Genomic DNA, 19,152 nt, shown 5'->3' with positions numbered 1-19,152 from the left:
AAAATGAAAACCTACTATTCAGATGAAAAAAATGTACAGATACTTATATCAGTGCTAAAAGTAAATAAAATAAAAAAAATTATTGCTTCTCCAGGTGCAACCAATGTTACTTTTGTACGAAGTTTGCAAAATGATCCTTTTTTTGAACTATACTCCGCAGTAGATGAGAGATCAGCTGCATATATGGCGTGTGGATTAGCTGCTGAATCAGGTGAGCCTGTAGTTCTTAGCTGTACGGGTGCCACGGCGTCAAGAAACTATCTGCCTGCTCTTACTGAGGCGTATTATAGAAAGTTGCCAGTACTTGCTGTAACATCGAGCCAAGACATAGCAAAGATAGGGCATATGAGTCCGCAGCTAATAGATAGAACTGTTATGCCAAAAGATACTGTAAAGTTGAGTGTACATTTACCCATTGTAAAAGATGATGATGATTTTTGGAGTTGTGAAGTAAAAGTAAATAGTGCTATTTTAGAACTTTTTAGAAATGGTGGTGGTCCTGTTCATATTAATCTTACTACAAAATATAGTAAAAATTTTGATGTTGAAAAATTACCAGATGTTAGAGCTATAAAACGAATCACTTTATCAAATGATTTTCCATCTATTGAAAATAAAAAAATAGCTATATTTGTAGGTTCGCATCAGAATATGTGTAAAGAACTGACACAAGTCATAGATGATTTTTGTGCATCAAATGATGCCGTGGTGTTTTGTGACCATACAAGTGGATATTATGGAAACTATAAAGTTCTTCATTCTATTTCGTCTTCTCAGACTCTTGCGATGTTTCGTGAAATCAAGCCAGATTTAACTATTCATATCGGAGAAATAACGGGTGATTATTCTTGCGGCAAAATAATAGGAAAGAGCATTTGGAGAGTAAGTGAAGATGGCGAGATAAGAGATACTTTTAGAAAATTAAAGTATGTTTTTGAGATGCCAGAGATTGCATTTTTTAAAAACTATACAAAAGAAACTAGACAAAGTGATTCGTACCTCAAAGTATGTAAATATCACATGAAAGAAATGTATCAAGCAGTATCAGAAGTGCCATTTTCAAATATATGGCTTGCAAAAAAATCTCACGATAAAATCCCTCAAAATTCAGTAGTGCATTTTGGGATTTTAAATAGCTTAAGAGCATGGAATTTGTTTGATTTACCTCAAGGTGTAGAATCAGCTAGCAATGTAGGTGGTTTTGGGATAGATGGATGTGTATCATCACTCATAGGTGCATCACTTGCAAATAAAGAAAAACTTTACTTTAGTATAGTTGGAGATTTGGCATTTTTCTATGATATGAACTCTATTGGTAATAGACATGTAGGAAAAAATGTAAGAATATTGCTTATAAATAATGGAATAGGTACAGAGTTTAAAAACTTTAACCACCCAGCAGCAGCATTTGGAGAGTCATCAGATGCTTATCATGCAGCAGGTGGACACTTTGGAAATAAGTCTAAAACCCTTGTAAAAGGCTATGCCCAGAGTCTTGGATTTGAATATATGAGTGCATCGAGCAAAAAAGAGTATGAAGAGGTTTATGAGAGATTTTTCACTAAAGAGATGAGTGACAAACCAATGCTTCTGGAAGTGTTTACAAACGATGATGAAGAAAGCGATGCTTTAGAGACAGTTACATCAATGGTGAGCAATACATCAGGTAAAGCTAAAAATGCTATTCGAGGTATTTTGGGAGATAAGGGTGTAAAAGCTGTTAAGGGGTTTTTGAGAAGATGAAAGTAGAAGATAAACAAAGTATGGAATAATAGTCAAAGAAGTTAGCTTTGAAGATGATGAGTTTAACTACTTTAAACAAAAGCAAAATTTAGCTAAAATTAAACCAAATGAAAGAAAAGAGAGATAATGAAACCACCGTATCCTAGTAAAATATCACCTACGCCTATAGTCTCTGCTGCTATTGAGATTAGGTTTGATATATCTTGCCCTATAGATGCTGTGTATGGTTTGGTGCAACATGCTTTAAAACAGAAGTTTCATATGAGTGAGAAGCTTCCTGTAGCTCATATACCTGAGGATATTAGAGTTCAAGACAATCTTATAGATCAACCGCACTATAGACTTTTCAATAACTCTACTCCTTATAGTATCTTAGTGGGTCCTAGAGTTTTTGTGTTTGTTTATAGTAAAGAAAACTTTGACGATACCAATGACTATCCAGGATGGAGTGAATTTATAAAGCAAGAGTTGGTGGAGCTTTACAAAACTATTTTTGCTTTAGATTTTATAGTGCAAGTCAAACGACTTGGCATAAGATACGGTGATTTTTTTGCAGTACCAAATATATTTGACCATACTGAGTTTAATCTTTTAAACAAAGATGGCAAAAGAAAAGATACAGCAAAAACACAAATAGTGCAAACTATAAAAAAAGATGATACTTTTAATAACATTGTAGTTTCAAACAACTCTACTTTTGTGATGAACGGCAGAGCTATACAAGGTTCAATGATAGATATAGACACTTTTATGGGTGAGCTTGATGACTTTATGAGCAATTATGAAGTCTATTTACAAAAGTGCCATGAGATAAACAAAGAGCTCTTTTTTGAGATGCTACAAAAAGAGTTTATAGATACTTTCAACCCAATATATGGAGATGAAGATGCAAACTAAATATAATATTTATAACACACAAAGTACCTCAAGTTATATCAATCATATGTTTTTGGTGGGAGTTTTAGCAAGTTCTTCTTTGGGCAGTTCGTATGAAACACATACAAATTTTAGTAGCTCATTACCTCAAGAATATTTAGCACCTGCTGCAAACACAACAACCATACAAAACCAAGCTCAAAGCATCATGCAAGATGCACACAGGCAGATTATCGCTTCCAATTTTGACTTTTTGCAAGTAGATGAGAAGTTAGATAAAGAGATAGATAGCTACTTAGCTACATATAGCGGAACAGATAAAGAGATATTAGATATATGAGTTGTAGCTCTAGATGGCCTACTGTTTATGATTTTGAACAGTTACAAAAACAGATAAAAAAGATAGTAAATGACAACTATTCACAAGGATTTTATACACCAGCATCTAAACAAAATGAGTTGTACCAAGGTGATATTATAAAGCTTGATAAAAAGTTTGTGAGCTTAAATAGTAGCGGTAGTTTTGAAGCAGAAACTTACAGTAGTTTTTGGATAGTTTTAGGTAATACTTGTGATTTTGCAAGAGATATAAAAGACTTACCATACACAAATATAATACCCCTGCAAAAACTAAATGCAGATACACCTCAAAAGATTAAAAACGGACTAAAAAACTTTCAAAACTACAAGCACATGTATATACCTGATTTTTTAGGCGATGATAGTGAGTACTTTTTTGACTTTACAAAGATAATGACCATCTCAAAAGAGTATATGCAACAAGATATAAAAACAATAAAAATAAAAGAACTCTCTTATGCTTCATGGGTACTGTTTCACTCATGTATCATAAGATATTTTGCAAGAGACGATGGGAGAAATGATTAGGATGAAAATAGGAATTCTAACTCTACCAATAGCTGAAAACTATGGGGGGATTTTACAAGCAGTTGCTTTATATAGGCTTTTAGATGCTCAGGAGCATGATGTGGTTTTGATATATAAGCAAAGTACTAATACTCAAGTATGGTGGAAAAAAATAATAAAAGAGATATTACTCAAAATACCTTTTCATAATTTTAGAAATATGAAAAATAACAATAAACTAAATGAAGCAAGACTAGAAAGAAAGAAGTTTCATCGACCATTTATCGAAAAAGAGATATTTAAAATCAGTGAAGATTTATATACAAAACAAGATTTAGAAAACTTTGCTAAAAAAGAAAACTTTGATGCGGTCATAGTAGGAAGTGACCAAGTTTGGAGAAAAGCGTATATAAATGACAAATATTATAAAAGCTACTTTTTAGACTTTGTAGATGGTAGCAAAACTAAAAAAATAGCTTATGCGGCTTCTTTTGGAAAAGACTTTTGGGAGGGTAAAGGCGATAGCCAAGAAATAGCCAAGCTTCTTCAAGATTTTGTAGCTGTATCGGTTAGAGAGTCTTCTGGCGTAGTTATTTGTAAAGATACCTTTGACTATGACAAAGCTGTACATGTGCTAGACCCGACAATGCTTATGAGCAAAGAGTTTTACAAAGATGAGATTATTGCAAAGTACGATGCAGTAAATACAAACGCAGGTGGACTTCTAACTTATGTGCTCGATGAAGCAGAAGAGAAAAAAGAGATCATAGAGTTTGTGCAAAAAAGTGCTGATATGAAAAGTGTACATCATCTTAAAGGATTTGATAGTTCGCAAGTGACCTACTCAGTACCGCAGTGGCTTGCATCTTTTGCCAATGCTGATGCAGTAGTGACAGACTCTTTTCATGGGATGGTTTTTTCTATAATCTTTGAAAAAGATTTTGTAGTTATAGGAAATGAGGGTCGAGGGATGGACAGGTTTGTATCGTTAACCACTAAGTTAGGACTAGAAGAGAGACTTGTTTTTGATGTGAAAGATTTGGAAGGCAAAGAGTTAGAGAAGATTGACTATAGTAGAGTAAATATGATTTTAAATAGTGAAAAGAAAAAGTCTTTGGAATTTTTGATGGGAGCTCTGCATGGTGAGTGAGAATAGAGCATTAGTAAGTATAATTATTTTACAGAAACTAAAAATTCAAAGACTTTTCTATCAAAGTAAATGGAGTGAAGCAGTTAAGGCAAGATATATCAAAGTGCTTGAAAAAGTGAATATCCTCATAACTCACTCTAAGCAAACTACTAAACAGTCAGTCTTAAAATTTTTAAATTCTCTCAAAGTGAAAAAGAAATGAATGATATAAAATGTTTTATTATTAATTTGGAAAAAGATGTAGAAAAAAAAACAGAGATGCTTCATATATGCAAAATAAACAGCATCAAACCAACTTTTATCAAAGCGGTATATGGTAAAGAGCTTGAAAAATCATATCTTGACAAAGTAGCCGATCAGGCGAAAGCAGAAAGAATTTTAGGCCGGAAATTGACCGAAGGTGAAATAGGAGTCGCTTTAAGCCAACTCTCTATCTATCAAAGTATGATAGATAATGATATTGAACTGGCACTTATACTAGAAGATGATGTCAATTTTTCGTTTGGGCAAGAAGATTTGAAAAGTATTGTAAAGCAGTTGCCCTCAGATTGGGAGTGTGTTATGCTTGGCCATCATACGAAAAGATCAAGGCATATCGATGCATTGTCCTCAGTATGGCATCAAAAGAAAATTTCACAGATTCAAAAGCTTGTTCGTTTTGCAGAAGCTCCTGTCGGTGCATACGGCTATCTAATCAACAAAAGCGGAGCACATAAGATGTTGGCTGAATACAAAGTGATTTATAAACCCATTGACAAATGGAATGACAAAAAGTTAAATATATATGGTGTTGTTCCATCGATGATTTTAGTGGACGATAGTTTTATTGGGGATAGCTTGTTGTTGAGGGAGAGATCAAAAGTCAAAATAACGAGAACCGGATATCAGAAATTTAAAGATCTGGTTCAAAAGATATTGAGGAAGTTGCGTTTACACGAAGTGTTCTTTTTAACTAAAGGATTTTTTTTGCAATTTAAAAAATTACACAAGTATGAAGTGAATATTTAACATGATATTTTTTCCTAACCGATTACCAAATAAGATAGTTATAAAATGACAGTTATTATTGCACTTTTAACATATAATATATTGTTGTTTTTAACACTTGCATTGCCTGCAGGAAAAATAATAAATAATAATATAAATTCACTTAAAAATGAAACTTCAGGATTTAGTTGGAATATTAGACTTTTCTGGGTTATTGTTGCGATTATCATAGTTGCAGGAACGAGAGAATCTTATGTAGGAGTAGACTACAGCGGATACTTGGAGTTTTACAACTACATACTTAACCATGGTAAATTTCCGTCATTCTGGAAAGAGAATGAGGTAGGTTGGGAATATTTAAATTTTATTTTTGCAAAGCTTGGTGTACCTGCAGGTCTTTTTTTTGGATTAGTTGCGGGCTTGATATGGTTCTTTTTTATCAAAGCATCTTACAGATTTCAATTTTTATTGCCTCTTATGTTCTTTTTTGTCATCACAAATGGTATTTTCTTTTGGACGCTCAGTGGACTAAGACAGTCACTAGCTGTTGTAATCTTTTTCTATGCGATTCAGTTTATCATAGAAAAGAAACCTTTTCAATATGCAATTTATATTTTAGTTGCTTCACTCTTTCATGTGTCAGCATTAATTATGTTGTCGGTTTATTTTTTACGAATAGTAAAGTTTAACCGAAATTTGTTTTTTGTATTATATGTTTTATCGATAGCTTTTATTGGTAGTGATTGGTTTTTAACCCAAATGGCTTCATTGCTTTCATTAATTGGCTCAGGGATTGATGTTTTTTCACATTATATACAATATCTTGAAACAGCGAAGTTTGCTTTCAATGAAGAGCGAATAAGTAGCGGTCTTGGAGTGCTACTGAGGATAACAACGACACTGTTTATTTTATATAAGAGTAAAACTGTTTTGGATAAACAACCAAAGCTAGCATTATATTTTGTACTCTTTTTTCTAGGTGATATTTTAACTAATATATTTTTTGCAGTAGAAATAATTGGTAGAATTACAGTCTACTTTAATATTTGTTTTGCAATTGTTGCTGCAAGCTCTGTTTATTATTCGATTAAATTATATGAAAAAATCACAGCAATTTTGTTGATTTTAGCTTATTTTTTGATGTTTAATACTTATGTCTATCGTATGTTTACAAATCAGAGTGTCATATGAGATTAATGATATTGCAGTCGTTTACACAACAGCTACTAGTTTTGCTGATGGTAGTTTATTTTGCATTCATTATGACAAGACAAGTTAGTTTTGCCTTAATAGCAAGCAGGGATCTATTTTTAATGGCAGGGTTGGTACTTGTTTATGCAATACAATTAAATAAAAAAGATACGAGATTAAAAAATGACGAATAAAAATTTAGTTCCGATTGTCCTTTTCACATACAGACGAGTCCCAAAAGATACAATAGAAAGTTTACTTCAAAATGATTTGGCAAAGAAAAGTGAGCTTTTTATCTATTCAGATGGGTACAAAAGTGAAGTTGACAAAAACGATGTTTTAGAGGTAAGAGAGTACTTACAGACTATCAATGGTTTTAAGAGTACTCAGATAATAGAAGCTCCACAAAATAAAGGCTTGGCAAACTCTATAATAGATGGAGTTAGTGAGATTATAAATAAGTATGGAAAAGTGATTGTTCTAGAGGATGACCTAATAGTGTCTAGTGATTTTTTAGACTATATGAATAATGCACTAGAATTTTATAAAAACGATAGCAATATCTGGTCTATCTCTGGGTATGGTCCTAAGCTTCCGTGTCTTGAAACTTACGACAAAGATCTGTATCTTTCACCTCGTGGTTCATCATGGGGATGGGCGACTTGGAAAGATAAATGGAATAGTGTAGATTGGGATGTAAAAAGTTTTGAGAAGTTAAAACATAACAAACAAATGAGAAAAAAGTTTGAACTCGGGGGTAACGATATGTATAAAATGCTAGAGCTACAAATGCTTGGAAAGATCGACTCGTGGGCAATACGATGGGGGTTTTCTCAGTTTTTGCAAAAAAGCTATACTGTTTATCCAAAATTTTCAAAAATTGTCAATGATGGCTTTAATGATGCCAAGGGCACTCATAATAGTGGTGGTAGTTCTAAATGGGATGTAAAAGCAAGCAATGCTGAGGTTCAGTTTGAAAACTTAGATGTTGATTTTGCTTTAGTGGAGTGTTTTCAAAGCTACCATAACTTAAAACTATTTACGCGGATAGGGTATTTTTTGAAAAAGTATGGTGGACACAAGTTTGTGAAAAAGTTGTTAGCAAAGTGAAAAAAATATTTTTACTAGGTCCACTTTTACCACCTGTTCATGGTCAGTCACTAGCATTTACAAGGTTTGTAGAGAGTATAGAAGAGAGTGAAAAAATAGTAGTAAATACAAACCTTGAGGATAAATCAAAACTAGGCAAAATATTTGGTACTTTTAAGACACTTTTTTTTATATCTGTAAAAGCTTTGTTTAGTAAGTATGATGTAGTGTATTTTACATGTAGTCGCAGTATGCTTGGTAGTATAAAAGATATAGTGCTTATAAATCTTGTTAGCTTAAGAGGTGTACAAATAGTCAATCATCTTCATGGCTCTGACTTTTATGAGTTTTTACACAGTAGTCCGAAGTGGTATCAAAAGATACTTTTTAAAAGTTACGAGAAAGTAGATACTTCTATAGTGCTACTTGATAGTATGAAGTTACAGTTTGGAGACTTTGAGCGTATGAAAGTAGAGGTTATACCAAACTTTTATGACAAAGAGCTGGATGAAAAGCTGGTGGAAAAAGATGCAAGTAAGACAAATCTAGTCTATCTATCAAATATCATGAGTAGCAAAGGGATATTTGAGCTTATAGATGCTTTTGAAAAGTTAAGTAAAAAATATGATGATATATGTTTGAGTATTGCAGGTGGATATATAGCAGATGAATATATGAACATAGATGAAGTAAAAGAGATGTTTGAGAGTAAAATATCTCAAAACGATAAGATCAAATATATAGGTAAAACATTTGGAGAGGATAAAGTAAAGCTACTTCAAAGTTCAGATATATTTGTACTACCAAGCTATTATAAGTCTGAAGCATTTCCCATATCTATCATCGAAGCTATGGCGTGTGAAAATGCTATTGTTACTACAAATTATAAGTATCTTCCAGAAGTTGTTAATAGTAAAAATGGTGTTTTAGTTGAGCCAAAATCAGTAGAAAGTTTGGTTGAGGGGATAGAGTGTTTGATAAATGACAAAGAGAAGTTGAAACAAATCCAAAAGTATAATAAAAAAGAAGCTAAAGAGAAATATAGTTTGGGTAGATATATAAAAAGTTTGAAGCAAATAGTAATGGAGAGTTAAAATGACACTTATAACAGGAGCAGCAGGTTACATCGGAAGCCATGTAGCCAAACAACTTTTAGAACAAGACAAAGACATAGTGGTAGTGGACAATCTCTCTACAGGATTTCAAAGCACTATAGACACACTCCAAAAGATAAAAAAGTTTGATTTTGTAAAGCTTGATCTCAAAGAGTTTGACAAAGTTGCAGAGCTGTTTGAAACTTATGAGATAGATACGATAATGCACTTTGCAGCATTTTCTCAAGTAGGCGAATCGATGCAAAATCCTATGAAGTACTACATGAACAACACTGTAAATACTACTAACTTAGTAAAGTGTGCTTCAAGCTATGGTGTGAAGAAGTTTATTTTTAGTTCTACTGCTGCTACATATGGCGAACCAACTTTAAATGACGCCCAACAAACCATCACAGAAGAGTTTGACACAAAGCCCATAAATCCATACGGTCAAAGCAAACTCATGAGTGAACAAGTGATAAAAGATGAAGCCAAAGTAAAGAAAGATTTTAAATACTGTATATTTCGATACTTCAATGTAGCTGGAGCTGATATACACTACGAGGGTGAAAAACTAGCCCCAAGAGTAGGAGAGTCACATGATCCAGAAACGCATCTCATACCACTAGTAGTAAAAACAGCACTACAAAAACGAGAAGCTATTACTATATTTGGTGAAGACTATAATACGCATGACGGTACATGTATAAGAGATTATATACATGTAGATGACTTAGCCGATGCACATATTAAAGCTATAGAGTATTTGGATAAAAATCAAAGCGATACTTTTAACTGTGGCTATGGACATGGATATAGTGTTAAAGAGATAATTAAAAGTGTTAAAGAGACTACAAAACATGAGTTTAAAGTAATAAAAGGCGATAGAAGAGAAGGTGATCCGTCTATACTTGTATCAGACAATGGCAAAATAATACAAAAGATGAAATGGAAACCAAAATATAATAATCTTGAGTTGATAGTGAAAAGTGCGTATGAGTGGGAGAAAAAACTTTGAAAATCTCAATCATAACTGTAGTATGGAACAATGCCGCAACTATAAAAGATGCCATAGACTCGGTGTTAGGGCAAACTTATAAAGATATAGAATACATCATAGTAGATGGTGCTAGTACAGATGGCACGGTAGAAGTGGTGCAAAGTTATGGAGATAAGATAAGCAAGTTTGTCAGTGAGCCGGATAAAGGGCTTTATGATGCTATGAACAAAGGGATCGCACTAGCAACTGGGGATATTGTGGGGATACTCAATAGTGATGATTTTTATATAGATGAGTATGTGATAGAAAAAGTTGTCAGAGAGTTTGAAGAGAAACAAGTAGAGAGTGTTTATGCTGACTTGGTTTATGTAAAGCCGGAAAATATAGAAAAAGTGGTGAGGTATTATGACAGTAGTCATTTTAGTCCTGAAAAGTTTGCGTATGGTTGGATGCCTGCTCATCCTACTTTTTTTGTGAAACGATGGGTATATGAGAAGTATGGTGTATTTAGAACAGATTTAAAAATAGGTGCTGATTTTGATATATTGGCACGATTTTTATATACACATAAAATCAGCTATAGCTATATGAAAGAGGTGCTTGTGAAGATGCGAACAGGAGGAGTTAGTACGGGCGGACTAAAAGCCACTTGGCTTATAGCAAAAGAACAGCTTCAAGTGTGTAGAGACAATGGTATAGATACCAATATACTTAAAATATTATCAAAGTATCCTAGAAAAGTTATGGAGTTGTTGAAAAAGTGATCTAATAAGCTTAAGACACAGAGACCCTTCGCTTCACTCAGGGTGACGGAGAATCTGTCATTCTAAACAAAGTGAAGAATCTCGTCATTTTAAATGAAAAATGATACAATTTAAAGCTATAAACATATCAAAAAATGATACAATAAATCTATGAAAACAGATCAAAGCGCAGCTTCTTTAGAAAATGAATTAAAATGGATATGGGAGAGTAGTAATTTTCCAAATTTTACTTATGATAATGTCAATCTTGAAAGTCTGACTTATAAGTTTGGTCAGCTTAAGATGGTAGAAAATTTTATGAATCAGAGTGATTCAAATGAATTGCAACTTGAAGTGCTTCTTGATGAAGCAATAGCCACTTCAGCAATTGAAGGAGAGATACTTCAAAGATCTTCTGTTCGCTCATCTATAAACAAACTTTTGAAACTAGGTCTTGAGGATGACTATAGCTACACCGCTCAGTCTGACAATCTTATAGAGATACTCATAGATACAAAAACAAATAAAGAGCCGTTAACAAAAAAAAGATTATCTGCATGGCATAAAGCACTTTTCCCAACCGGAAGCTCAGGTCTTAGAGATATCAAAGTGGGAACATACAGAACAAATAGTGAAGATATGCAAATCGTTTCAGGTCCATGGGAAAAAGAAAAAATCCATTTCGTAGCACCACCGTCAAAAATAGTGGAAAAATTAATGGATGATTTTTTAAGATGGTTAAACAAAAAAGATGAACAAAACAGTATCTATAAAGCTATAGTAGCTCATCTTTATTTTGTGCTCATACACCCATTTGACGATGGAAACGGAAGGATTGCTAGAGCTATCACAGACTATGTACTGGCTCAGACAAATCTAGCAAATGCAAAATTCTACTCTATCTCTACCATTATCTATAAAAATAGAAAAGAGTACTATGATTTACTCGATTGTGTTTGCAAACAAACTAATCAAGATATTACACTATGGGTAGAATGGTTTGTAAAACTGCTTGAAATCTCTATCGATGAAACACTTCAAAAAGTTGAAGCAGTACAAACAAAAGCAAAATTTTGGGATAAACATAGAGATACACAACTCAATGATAGACAAAAAAAAGTGATACTAAAAATGCTCTCATATCTCCCAGGAAAATTTGAAGGTGGTATGAGAGTAAATAAATACATGAGCTTAACCAAATCTCAAAGACTCACAGCCAGTCGTGATATATCAGACTTAGTTCAAAAAGGAATCTTTGAGAGTTTTGGAAAAGGTCGGGGTGTTTACTACGAACTTAAAGAATAGCAGAGCAAAACTCCGTCATTCTGAACAAAGTGAAGAATCTCTCTCCTTCGTCATTCTGAACAGAGTGAAGAATCTAGTTTGACAAATGTATGATATAATACTGTATTACAAAATACAAAAGGATAAATTATGGTAGCAACTGTTCGTCTTGATGATGTTTTGGAAAATAAACTCAATACTCTGGCAAATACATTGCACAAGAAAAAAAGCGATGTAATACGCGAGGCGATAGAGTACTATGCCAAAAATGTTGAAAAAAGTAAAAAAAGCAGAATACTCAAAGCTGTAGAAAAAACAAAAAATGCAGATAAAGATGAGTATAAAAACTTTGAAGGAACTTTAAACGATGGTTTGTAGAGGAGAAATTTGGCTTGCCAATCTTAATCCCGTCAAAAAGAACAATGAAATGGGCAAGATTCGCCCTGTACTTATTTTTCAAAATGATGAATTAAATCATAGCGAGTACCCGACAACCATAGTAATCCCACTTACTACTTCACTAATAGATGATGCAGAACCTATCCGCATGAGAGTTAAAAAAAGAGAAAAGTTACTACAAGATTCTGATTTGGTAATTACACAAATTCGTTCTATTGATAATAATAGATTTGTGGAAAAACTAGCATCTTTAAAAACAGATGAGATGAAAAAAGTCAAAGAACTTTTTGATGAGATAGCGCAGTAGCGGGTCAGAGGTTTAGTTTTTTGGTTTGCTGTGTGACATGCGATCCCGTCATTCTGAACAAAACCCGTCATTCTGAACGAAGTGAAGAATCTAGTTCAAACCAATGAGACCCTTCGCTCCGCTCAGGGTGACGAGAAACTCCGTCATTCTGAACGAAGTGAAGAATCTCCTCCGTTCGTCATTCTGAACAAAGTGAAGAATCTAGTTCAAAAGTCCCAAAGAGACCCTTCGCTTCGCTCAGGGTGACGGGAGAGTATGTCATTCTGAACAAAATTTGTCATTCTGAACAAAGTGAAGAATCTAGTTCGAAAGTCCCAAATAATGTAAATGTACATAAGCATGAACAAAGCAAAAATTTACTAATGAATTTTAATCTATTTTATAGTAATATATGTTACAGTAATGTATGTTACTTAATAAAATCAAAAGATAAAATATGAAGTTTTACAATAGAGAAAAAGAACTTGCAAATTTAAAAAACATAGAAAAATTGTCAAATCAATCTTCAAATATGACGGTGATAGTGGGTAGAAGAAGGATAGGTAAAACAAAGCTTGTCAAAGAAGCATATCCAAATCATGTATATCTTTTTGTATCCAAAAAAGATGAGGCACTTCTTTGTGAAGAGTTTGTAGGTATCATACAGTCATCTTTAGATATCAAAATATTGGGTGAATTTAAAAAATTCAGCATCTTGTTTGAATATATCATGCAGTTGGCTCAAATGCGATCTTTTACCCTTATAATTGATGAGTTTCAAGAATTTTTGTTTATAAACAGTACTCTCTACAGTGATATGCAAAATATCTGGGACCAATACAAAGATAAGACAAAGATGAACTTGGTTTTAAGCGGTTCGATTTATAGCTTGATGAAGAGAATCTTTGAAGATAAAAAAGAACCGCTTTTTGGAAGAGCTAACAATAAGATAAATTTAAAACCATTTAGCGTAATTACATTGAAAGAAATACTAAGCCAAAATAACTCAAATTTTACAAACGCTGATCTGTTGTCTTTTTATATATTGACCGGTGGAGTTGCTAAGTATGTTGAGATTTTCGTAGATCGCGGCGCATTTACTCTTGATACTCAGCTTGATCTGATATTTGATGAGTATTCTCTGTTTTTAGAAGAGGGAAAAAATCTACTTATAGAGGAGTTTGGAAAAGAGTATACTACTTATTTTTCAATCCTTTCACTTATATCCAGCTCAAAAACTTCTAGGAGTGAGATAGAGAGTGTGCTGGGGAAAAATATAGGCGGTTATCTTGATAGACTTGAAAACGAATATACCATTATCAAAAAAATAAAACCGATATTTGCTAAAGAGGGCAGCAGAACCGTCAAATATGAGATCATAGATAACTTTTTTAATTTTTGGTTTAGATTTATTTACAAATATAAAAGCGCTATTGAAATAGAAAACTACGAGTATGTAAAAGAGATAGTAAAAAGAGATTTTTCAGTGTATAGCGGAAGATTTTTAGAAAAATATTTCAAAGAAAAATTAATTTTGTCAAATGAATTTTCAAATATAGGGAGCTACTGGGAAAAAGGCAATCTTAATGAAATAGATATTATCGCAATAAATGACGATAAAAAGAAGATGCTTTTATGTGAAGTAAAAATGAATCCAAAAAAAATAGATATAAAAGTTTTAAAAGAAAAAGCAAAAAAGATAGTAGAAAAATATCAAAACTATAATCTAGAGTATACTGGCTATAGTATAGAGGATATGTAATAATATAATTCTCATTTATATTTTAGTGGTATCATATATATCCGCAAAATAATCCGCAATTTTTATTAATAGCCTATATAAATACTCAAAAAGAATCAGATTTAACACAACATTTGTTTCATATTTAATGCCAAATTTAATTCCAGGCAAGGATTAAAAAGCAGGGTCAGAGTTTTACTTTTTAGAGTCCGTCATTCTGAACAAAGTTCGTCATTCTGAACGAAGTGAAGAATCTAGTTCAATCCAAAGAGACCCTTCGCTTCACTCAGGGTGACGGGAAAGTCCGTCATTCTGAACAAAGTGAAGAATCTAGTTTGAAAGTCCCAAATAATATAAATGTACATAAGCGTTTACAAAGTTAAAACCAGTTAATATTGTAAACGACTATAAACATTTACATATTGTTTGAAAGAGGCTTTAAAATGCTAGCAAATATCAAAAAATACCAAGATAGACTCAAAAAATCTTTTAAAATAGAGTATAAAAGGTATATTTATAACACTATAGATTTCAATGACAAGATGGTAGGACTATTCGGTGCAAGAGGTGTAGGAAAAACAACCATACTTTTCCAATACCTCAAAGAGCTAGAACTTCAAAACAAAAAAGCACTTTATGTTTCACTTGATTATCCTTTTTTGAGTGGCGTTGATTTGATTGATTTGGTCGAAGAGTATGCAAGCGAGGGCGGGGAATATCTACTTTTGGATGAAGTGCATCGCTATGAAGATTTTAGCTCCTACCTCAAGACTATTTATGATCTGTTTGACATAAAAGTCATCTTTACAAGCAGTAGTGCCACTTCTATTTTAAATGCAAAAAGTGACTTGAGTAGGAGAGTTACTCTTTACAATCTTAATGGCTTTTCTTTTAGGGAGTATTTGGAGTTTAGGCACAAAATAGCATTAAATGTATGCGATATAGAAGATATTTTTCAAAACCATAATAAGATTGTAAAAGATTTAGCAATAGGCAATATCGATATTTTAAAAGAGTTCAAAGAGTACATTGAGGTGGGATATTATCCATTTTATTTTGATAAGCAAACATCGTATTATCAAAACCTGCTTAACACTATAAACCTCACTATTGATTTGGATTTGACATCTTTGGGTCTCATTGAGCAAAAATACACCTATAAACTCAAAAAGCTTCTTGAAGTGATATGTGAAAGTAAGCCATTTGAAGTAAACTATACAAAAATAGCCGCATTAGCCGAGATAAGCAGGGTTAAACTCTATGATTATCTCTCCTATTTGCATGATGGGCAAATGCTGCTTATGGTTGATGAAAATGTTGATGGACTTAAAAAAGTACAAAAAGCTGCCAAAATATACCTAAACAATACAAATCTTTTGTTTGCATACTGTGGAAGTTGCGATACAGGAACTGTAAGAGAAACTTTTTTTGCAAATCAAGTAAGCCATGTTTATAAACTCAATATTTCCAAACAAGGTGATTTTCTTATAGATAAAAAATATACCCTAGAAGTAGGTGGCAAAAATAAAAACTTTGAGCAGATTAAAGATATGCCAAATAGTTTTGTAGCTGCGGATGACATAAAGACAGGCAGCGGCAATAAAATCCCACTTTGGCTTTTTGGGTTTTTGTATTAAATAGCAGAATCAGAGCCCGTCATTCTGAACAGAGTGAAGAATCTAGTTCAAAAGTCCCAAATAGACCCTTCGCTTCACTCAGGGTGACGGGAGGAGAAGCTCAGGGTGACGGGAGGAGTACAGGGTTAATGTTAAATGGTGAAGTGGATATGTATATGATTTAAACTATATTTAATTTAAAATACACATAAAATATGAATTTAACAGATTTTCTATCAGCATTAAGATTAAATATATATTAATCTTAATATAATTTGCTTATGGATACATTAGATATAAGAAATACGATTAAGTTAAATGTCTTCACTGTTGATATGCTCAAAAGTGTACTCAAAAAAGAATATTCCCAGCCGATTCAAAAGATAAACTATATGGTAAAAAATGGTGATTTGATTAGTCTTAAAAGAGGTATATATGCTTTTAGTGACAAGTATAGAGTATCGAAGCTCAATTATATAGCGACTGCCAATATGATTCATCAGCCCTCATATGTCTCTTTTGAGTATGCTTTGTCATATCATGGACTGATTCCAGAGCGAGTATATACAATCACTTCAGCGACGCTATCAAAATCAGTAGAGTATGCAACACAGCTAGGAAACTTTAGTTATCAAAAAATTCCAACAAAAGCTTACTCTTTGGGCATAGACTGGAAATATAATGATCTAGATGGAGGATACTTTATAGCCACACCTGAAAAAGCACTTTGTGATAAAATCTATTTCGACAAAAGAGCAAAAAATCTCAAAGATGATGAAATATTGGACTATTTGGAAGAGGATTTACGGATAGATTATGAGGAGCTTTTGAAACTTGATAGCAAACTTTTTTGGTATATCGCTATGGCATATAGTTCAAAAGTTTTATTGCTTGTTGCAAATAGATTAAAAAGGATTCAAAATGGCTAAAATCCACCCACATATAGAAGCGATGTTAAATCAACATGATTTAAATAAAGATAACCCTTTTGAGGTTTTAAGGGAGATTTTGCAAGAGATAGTTTTGTATGCTTTATATGATGCAGGCTTTTTTAAATATGCAGTTTTTTATGGAGGCACGGCACTTCGGATACTTCATAAGTTGCCAAGATATTCTGAGGATTTGGATTTTTCTCTGATTGAGCCTGATGATTCATTTGATTTATCAAAATACGAAAAAAATATCTTAGTACATCTAAAAAACTATGGATTTGAAGGTGTTGTAGAAACAAAAATCAAAGACAATAGTGCTGTGCAATCTGCTTTTGTCAAAGGCAATACAGTGAAGCATCTCATAGCGATAAATGCCCCAGAAGATATCGTGGCAAAATATCCATCTACTAAAAAGTTAAAAATAAAATTTGAAGTCGATACAAAACCTCCTTTAAATTTTAAAGAAGAAGAGAGATTGCATTTGACACCAATACCATTTCAAATAAGAACTATGAGTATATCTTCACTTTTTGCTGGAAAGATGCATGCTGTTTTGTGTAGAGGTTGGCAAAATAGACCAAAGGGACGAGATTGGTATGATTTGGTTTGGTATGCAAAAAATGGGTACGAGTTAGATATATTGCATCTTTCTACAAGGTTGAAACAGAGTTGTAAAGCATTTGATGATAATGTAGGCGATATTTCAAAAGATTCTATATTGGAGTTATTGAATCAGAGAATTGATGATTTAGATATTTTGATGGCAAAAGAAGATGTGAGTAGATTTATATATGACCAAAGAGAGCTTGATCTTTGGAGCAAAGATTTTTTTAGGTCTATTGCTACCATGATAAAATTTAAAGAGTAGCAGGGTCAGAGGTTTACTTTTTCAAGCCCGTCATTCTGAACAAAGCCCGTCATTCTGAACGAAGTGAAGAATCTCTCCTTCGTCATTCTGAACAAAGTGAAGAATCTCTCCTTCGTCATTCTGAACAAAGTGAAGAATCTAGTTCGAAAGCCCCAATGGGAAGTACTTAGAATGTTGGAGCTTTTAAAAGATGAAAAATACTCGATATCCTTTTGTTTATAGATAATTTAATTCTCTTTTATATACAATGTTTTATTTAAAATGAAAAGAGACGATTCTATGCTTGTGCTGGGTAGAAAATACAAATTTACAGAGCTTGAACTTAAAAGACTTCAAAAGAAGTTTAAAAATATCAAGATTACTCGCTATACTGATCGAGATCAAAATGAGGTGCTTTGGGAGCTCGAAAAGTCGCTAAAGTCGAGTGCGTACGATCTCTTGGTTTTAAATACCAAGTTGAGTGTAGGCGATGAGATCATCAAGTACTTGACAAGCTTGCAGTTTGTAAAAAGAAAAAAACCTCTCAAGGTGATGAGCATAGAACACTTTATGGAGAAGTATCTTCATAAATGCTACATCCCTGAAGACAATTCGGACCTAGATTTTTTAGAAGAGATACAGCCTTACTCTAAGTTTGAGTATTTTCAAAAAAGAGCGCTTGACTACTTTATCGCATTGACATTTTTTATGACTGCATGGCCTTTGATCTACATAGTAAAGTACAAAATATCCAAAGAGTCTCCGGGAAAACTTTACTTTAAACAGGAGCGTGTCGGAGAGCTGAAAAAAATATTTCAGTGCAGAAAGTTTCGCACCATGCATGAAAACTCCTATCACGATCCATATACAAGAGAAAATGATAATCGTATCTACCCTTTTGGGGAGTTTATGAGAAAAACAAGGATAGACGAACTTCCGCAGATGCTCAATGTTCTCAGAGGTGAGATGCACATCATAGGACCAAGAGCCGAGTGGAATATCCTGGTAGAAGAGTATGAAAAGAAGCTTCCCTATTATCATGAGAGACACCTTGTAAAGCCAGGCATCACAGGATGGGCACAAGTGATGTACCCATACGGCGCCAACCTCGAAGATACAAGACAGAAGCTGATGTATGACCTCTACTACATCAAAAACTGGAATCTTTTGCTTGAGCTTAAAATCATCTACAAAACAATTTTAGTGGTTTTGGGAAAAAAAGGGATGTAAGGCTTTACTTTTTAGAGACCCTTCGCTTCACTCAGGGTGACGGGAAGGGGAGGCTCAGGGTGACGGGAGGGGATTAG

At 33.2% G+C, this 19,152-nt stretch carries 19 protein-coding genes; all 19 read left to right on the top strand.

What is annotated here, in order from left to right; all coding sequences use genetic code 11:
* Positions 1-3 precede the first annotated feature (3 nt).
* The 19 genes from CVO_RS08525 (at position 4) to CVO_RS08435 (ending at position 19,075) form a co-directional block, all read left to right on the top strand.
* Positions 4-1,743, top strand: coding sequence for a thiamine pyrophosphate-binding protein (locus CVO_RS08525; RefSeq protein ID WP_159571607.1), 1,740 nt, complete (start codon positions 4-6; stop codon positions 1,741-1,743).
* A 126-nt stretch (positions 1,744-1,869) separates the two neighbouring features.
* Positions 1,870-2,640 (top strand): TIGR04255 family protein, encoded by a 771-nt coding sequence (locus CVO_RS08520; RefSeq protein ID WP_159571604.1) that lies wholly within the window; start codon positions 1,870-1,872, stop codon positions 2,638-2,640.
* Entirely contained in the window at positions 2,630-2,959 is a 330-nt protein-coding gene (locus CVO_RS08515; protein ID WP_159571601.1) for a hypothetical protein, read from the top strand. The genes CVO_RS08520 and CVO_RS08515 overlap by 11 nt, the downstream gene beginning before the upstream one ends.
* Positions 2,956-3,507 carry a hypothetical protein gene (locus tag CVO_RS08510; RefSeq protein ID WP_159571598.1) on the top strand — a complete coding sequence of 184 codons (552 nt, stop codon included), beginning with the start codon at positions 2,956-2,958 and terminating at the stop codon, positions 3,505-3,507. Before CVO_RS08515 ends, CVO_RS08510 begins: the two co-directional genes overlap by 4 nt.
* A 1-nt stretch (position 3,508) precedes the next feature.
* Positions 3,509-4,636 (top strand): polysaccharide pyruvyl transferase family protein, encoded by a 1,128-nt coding sequence (locus tag CVO_RS08505; RefSeq protein ID WP_159571596.1) that lies wholly within the window; start codon positions 3,509-3,511, stop codon positions 4,634-4,636.
* A gap of 198 nt (positions 4,637-4,834) precedes the next feature.
* Entirely contained in the window at positions 4,835-5,644 is an 810-nt protein-coding gene (locus tag CVO_RS08500; protein ID WP_159571593.1) for a glycosyltransferase family 25 protein, read from the top strand.
* Positions 5,645-5,689: 45 nt separating this feature from the next.
* A complete protein-coding gene (locus tag CVO_RS08495; protein ID WP_159571590.1) occupies positions 5,690-6,814 on the top strand; it encodes an EpsG family protein in 1,125 nt (374 codons plus the stop codon).
* Positions 6,815-6,997: 183 nt separating this feature from the next.
* The gene (locus CVO_RS08490; RefSeq protein ID WP_159571587.1) at positions 6,998-7,924 is read left to right on the top strand and encodes a glycosyltransferase family protein; all 927 of its coding nucleotides are present in this window, start codon (positions 6,998-7,000) and stop codon (positions 7,922-7,924) included.
* Positions 7,921-8,997, top strand: coding sequence for a glycosyltransferase family 4 protein (locus CVO_RS08485; protein ID WP_159571584.1), 1,077 nt, complete (start codon positions 7,921-7,923; stop codon positions 8,995-8,997). The genes CVO_RS08490 and CVO_RS08485 overlap by 4 nt, the downstream gene beginning before the upstream one ends.
* 1 nt (position 8,998) lies before the next feature.
* Positions 8,999-10,015, top strand: coding sequence for a UDP-glucose 4-epimerase GalE (gene galE, locus CVO_RS08480; protein WP_159571581.1), 1,017 nt, complete (start codon positions 8,999-9,001; stop codon positions 10,013-10,015).
* Positions 10,012-10,761, top strand: coding sequence for a glycosyltransferase family 2 protein (locus CVO_RS08475; protein ID WP_159571578.1), 750 nt, complete (start codon positions 10,012-10,014; stop codon positions 10,759-10,761). The genes galE and CVO_RS08475 overlap by 4 nt, the downstream gene beginning before the upstream one ends.
* A gap of 150 nt (positions 10,762-10,911) precedes the next feature.
* Entirely contained in the window at positions 10,912-12,045 is a 1,134-nt protein-coding gene (locus tag CVO_RS08470; RefSeq protein WP_159571575.1) for a Fic family protein, read from the top strand.
* A gap of 129 nt (positions 12,046-12,174) precedes the next feature.
* Entirely contained in the window at positions 12,175-12,402 is a 228-nt protein-coding gene (locus CVO_RS08465; protein WP_152298633.1) for a CopG family ribbon-helix-helix protein, read from the top strand.
* A complete protein-coding gene (locus CVO_RS08460) occupies positions 12,392-12,730 on the top strand; it encodes a type II toxin-antitoxin system PemK/MazF family toxin (protein ID WP_152298634.1) in 339 nt (112 codons plus the stop codon). Before CVO_RS08465 ends, CVO_RS08460 begins: the two co-directional genes overlap by 11 nt.
* Positions 12,731-13,166: 436 nt before the next feature.
* Positions 13,167-14,471, top strand: a complete 1,305-nt coding sequence (locus CVO_RS08455; RefSeq protein WP_159571572.1) for an ATP-binding protein — start codon at positions 13,167-13,169, stop codon at positions 14,469-14,471.
* 422 nt (positions 14,472-14,893) lie between these two features.
* Positions 14,894-16,087 (top strand): ATP-binding protein, encoded by a 1,194-nt coding sequence (locus tag CVO_RS08450; RefSeq protein WP_159571569.1) that lies wholly within the window; start codon positions 14,894-14,896, stop codon positions 16,085-16,087.
* A 260-nt stretch (positions 16,088-16,347) separates the two neighbouring features.
* Positions 16,348-16,995, top strand: coding sequence for a type IV toxin-antitoxin system AbiEi family antitoxin domain-containing protein (locus tag CVO_RS08445; protein ID WP_159571566.1), 648 nt, complete (start codon positions 16,348-16,350; stop codon positions 16,993-16,995).
* Complete coding sequence (locus tag CVO_RS08440; RefSeq protein ID WP_206672414.1) at positions 16,988-17,866, top strand: nucleotidyl transferase AbiEii/AbiGii toxin family protein; 879 nt, start codon at positions 16,988-16,990, stop codon at positions 17,864-17,866. Before CVO_RS08445 ends, CVO_RS08440 begins: the two co-directional genes overlap by 8 nt.
* Positions 17,867-18,127: 261 nt before the next feature.
* A complete protein-coding gene (locus CVO_RS08435) occupies positions 18,128-19,075 on the top strand; it encodes a sugar transferase (protein WP_241690962.1) in 948 nt (315 codons plus the stop codon).
* The last annotated feature ends 77 nt before the right edge of the window (positions 19,076-19,152 follow it).

The organism is Sulfurimonas sp. CVO, from assembly GCF_009883775.1.
Classification (GTDB): Bacteria; Campylobacterota; Campylobacteria; order Campylobacterales; family Sulfurimonadaceae; genus Sulfurimonas; species Sulfurimonas xiamenensis.
The sequence above is the reverse complement of the archived record's forward strand: the minus strand, read 5'-3'. Positions and strand labels throughout refer to the sequence as shown.

Excerpts from the sequence above, each read along its gene's own strand:
- CVO_RS08525 (WP_159571607.1), top strand. The coding sequence starts at position 4 with ATGAAAACCTACTATTCAGATGAAAAAAATGTACAGATACTTATATCA.
- CVO_RS08520 (WP_159571604.1), top strand. The coding sequence starts at position 1,870 with ATGAAACCACCGTATCCTAGTAAAATATCACCTACGCCTATAGTCTCT.
- CVO_RS08515 (WP_159571601.1), top strand. The coding sequence starts at position 2,630 with ATGCAAACTAAATATAATATTTATAACACACAAAGTACCTCAAGTTAT.
- CVO_RS08510 (WP_159571598.1), top strand. The coding sequence starts at position 2,956 with ATGAGTTGTAGCTCTAGATGGCCTACTGTTTATGATTTTGAACAGTTA.
- CVO_RS08505 (WP_159571596.1), top strand. The coding sequence starts at position 3,509 with ATGAAAATAGGAATTCTAACTCTACCAATAGCTGAAAACTATGGGGGG.
- CVO_RS08500 (WP_159571593.1), top strand. The coding sequence starts at position 4,835 with ATGAATGATATAAAATGTTTTATTATTAATTTGGAAAAAGATGTAGAA.
- CVO_RS08495 (WP_159571590.1), top strand. The coding sequence starts at position 5,690 with ATGACAGTTATTATTGCACTTTTAACATATAATATATTGTTGTTTTTA.
- CVO_RS08490 (WP_159571587.1), top strand. The coding sequence starts at position 6,998 with ATGACGAATAAAAATTTAGTTCCGATTGTCCTTTTCACATACAGACGA.
- galE (WP_159571581.1), top strand. The coding sequence starts at position 8,999 with ATGACACTTATAACAGGAGCAGCAGGTTACATCGGAAGCCATGTAGCC.
- CVO_RS08470 (WP_159571575.1), top strand. The coding sequence starts at position 10,912 with ATGAAAACAGATCAAAGCGCAGCTTCTTTAGAAAATGAATTAAAATGG.
- CVO_RS08465 (WP_152298633.1), top strand. The coding sequence starts at position 12,175 with ATGGTAGCAACTGTTCGTCTTGATGATGTTTTGGAAAATAAACTCAAT.
- CVO_RS08460 (WP_152298634.1), top strand. The coding sequence starts at position 12,392 with ATGGTTTGTAGAGGAGAAATTTGGCTTGCCAATCTTAATCCCGTCAAA.
- CVO_RS08455 (WP_159571572.1), top strand. The coding sequence starts at position 13,167 with ATGAAGTTTTACAATAGAGAAAAAGAACTTGCAAATTTAAAAAACATA.
- CVO_RS08450 (WP_159571569.1), top strand. The coding sequence starts at position 14,894 with ATGCTAGCAAATATCAAAAAATACCAAGATAGACTCAAAAAATCTTTT.
- CVO_RS08445 (WP_159571566.1), top strand. The coding sequence starts at position 16,348 with ATGGATACATTAGATATAAGAAATACGATTAAGTTAAATGTCTTCACT.
- CVO_RS08440 (WP_206672414.1), top strand. The coding sequence starts at position 16,988 with ATGGCTAAAATCCACCCACATATAGAAGCGATGTTAAATCAACATGAT.
- CVO_RS08435 (WP_241690962.1), top strand. The coding sequence starts at position 18,128 with ATGAAAAGAGACGATTCTATGCTTGTGCTGGGTAGAAAATACAAATTT.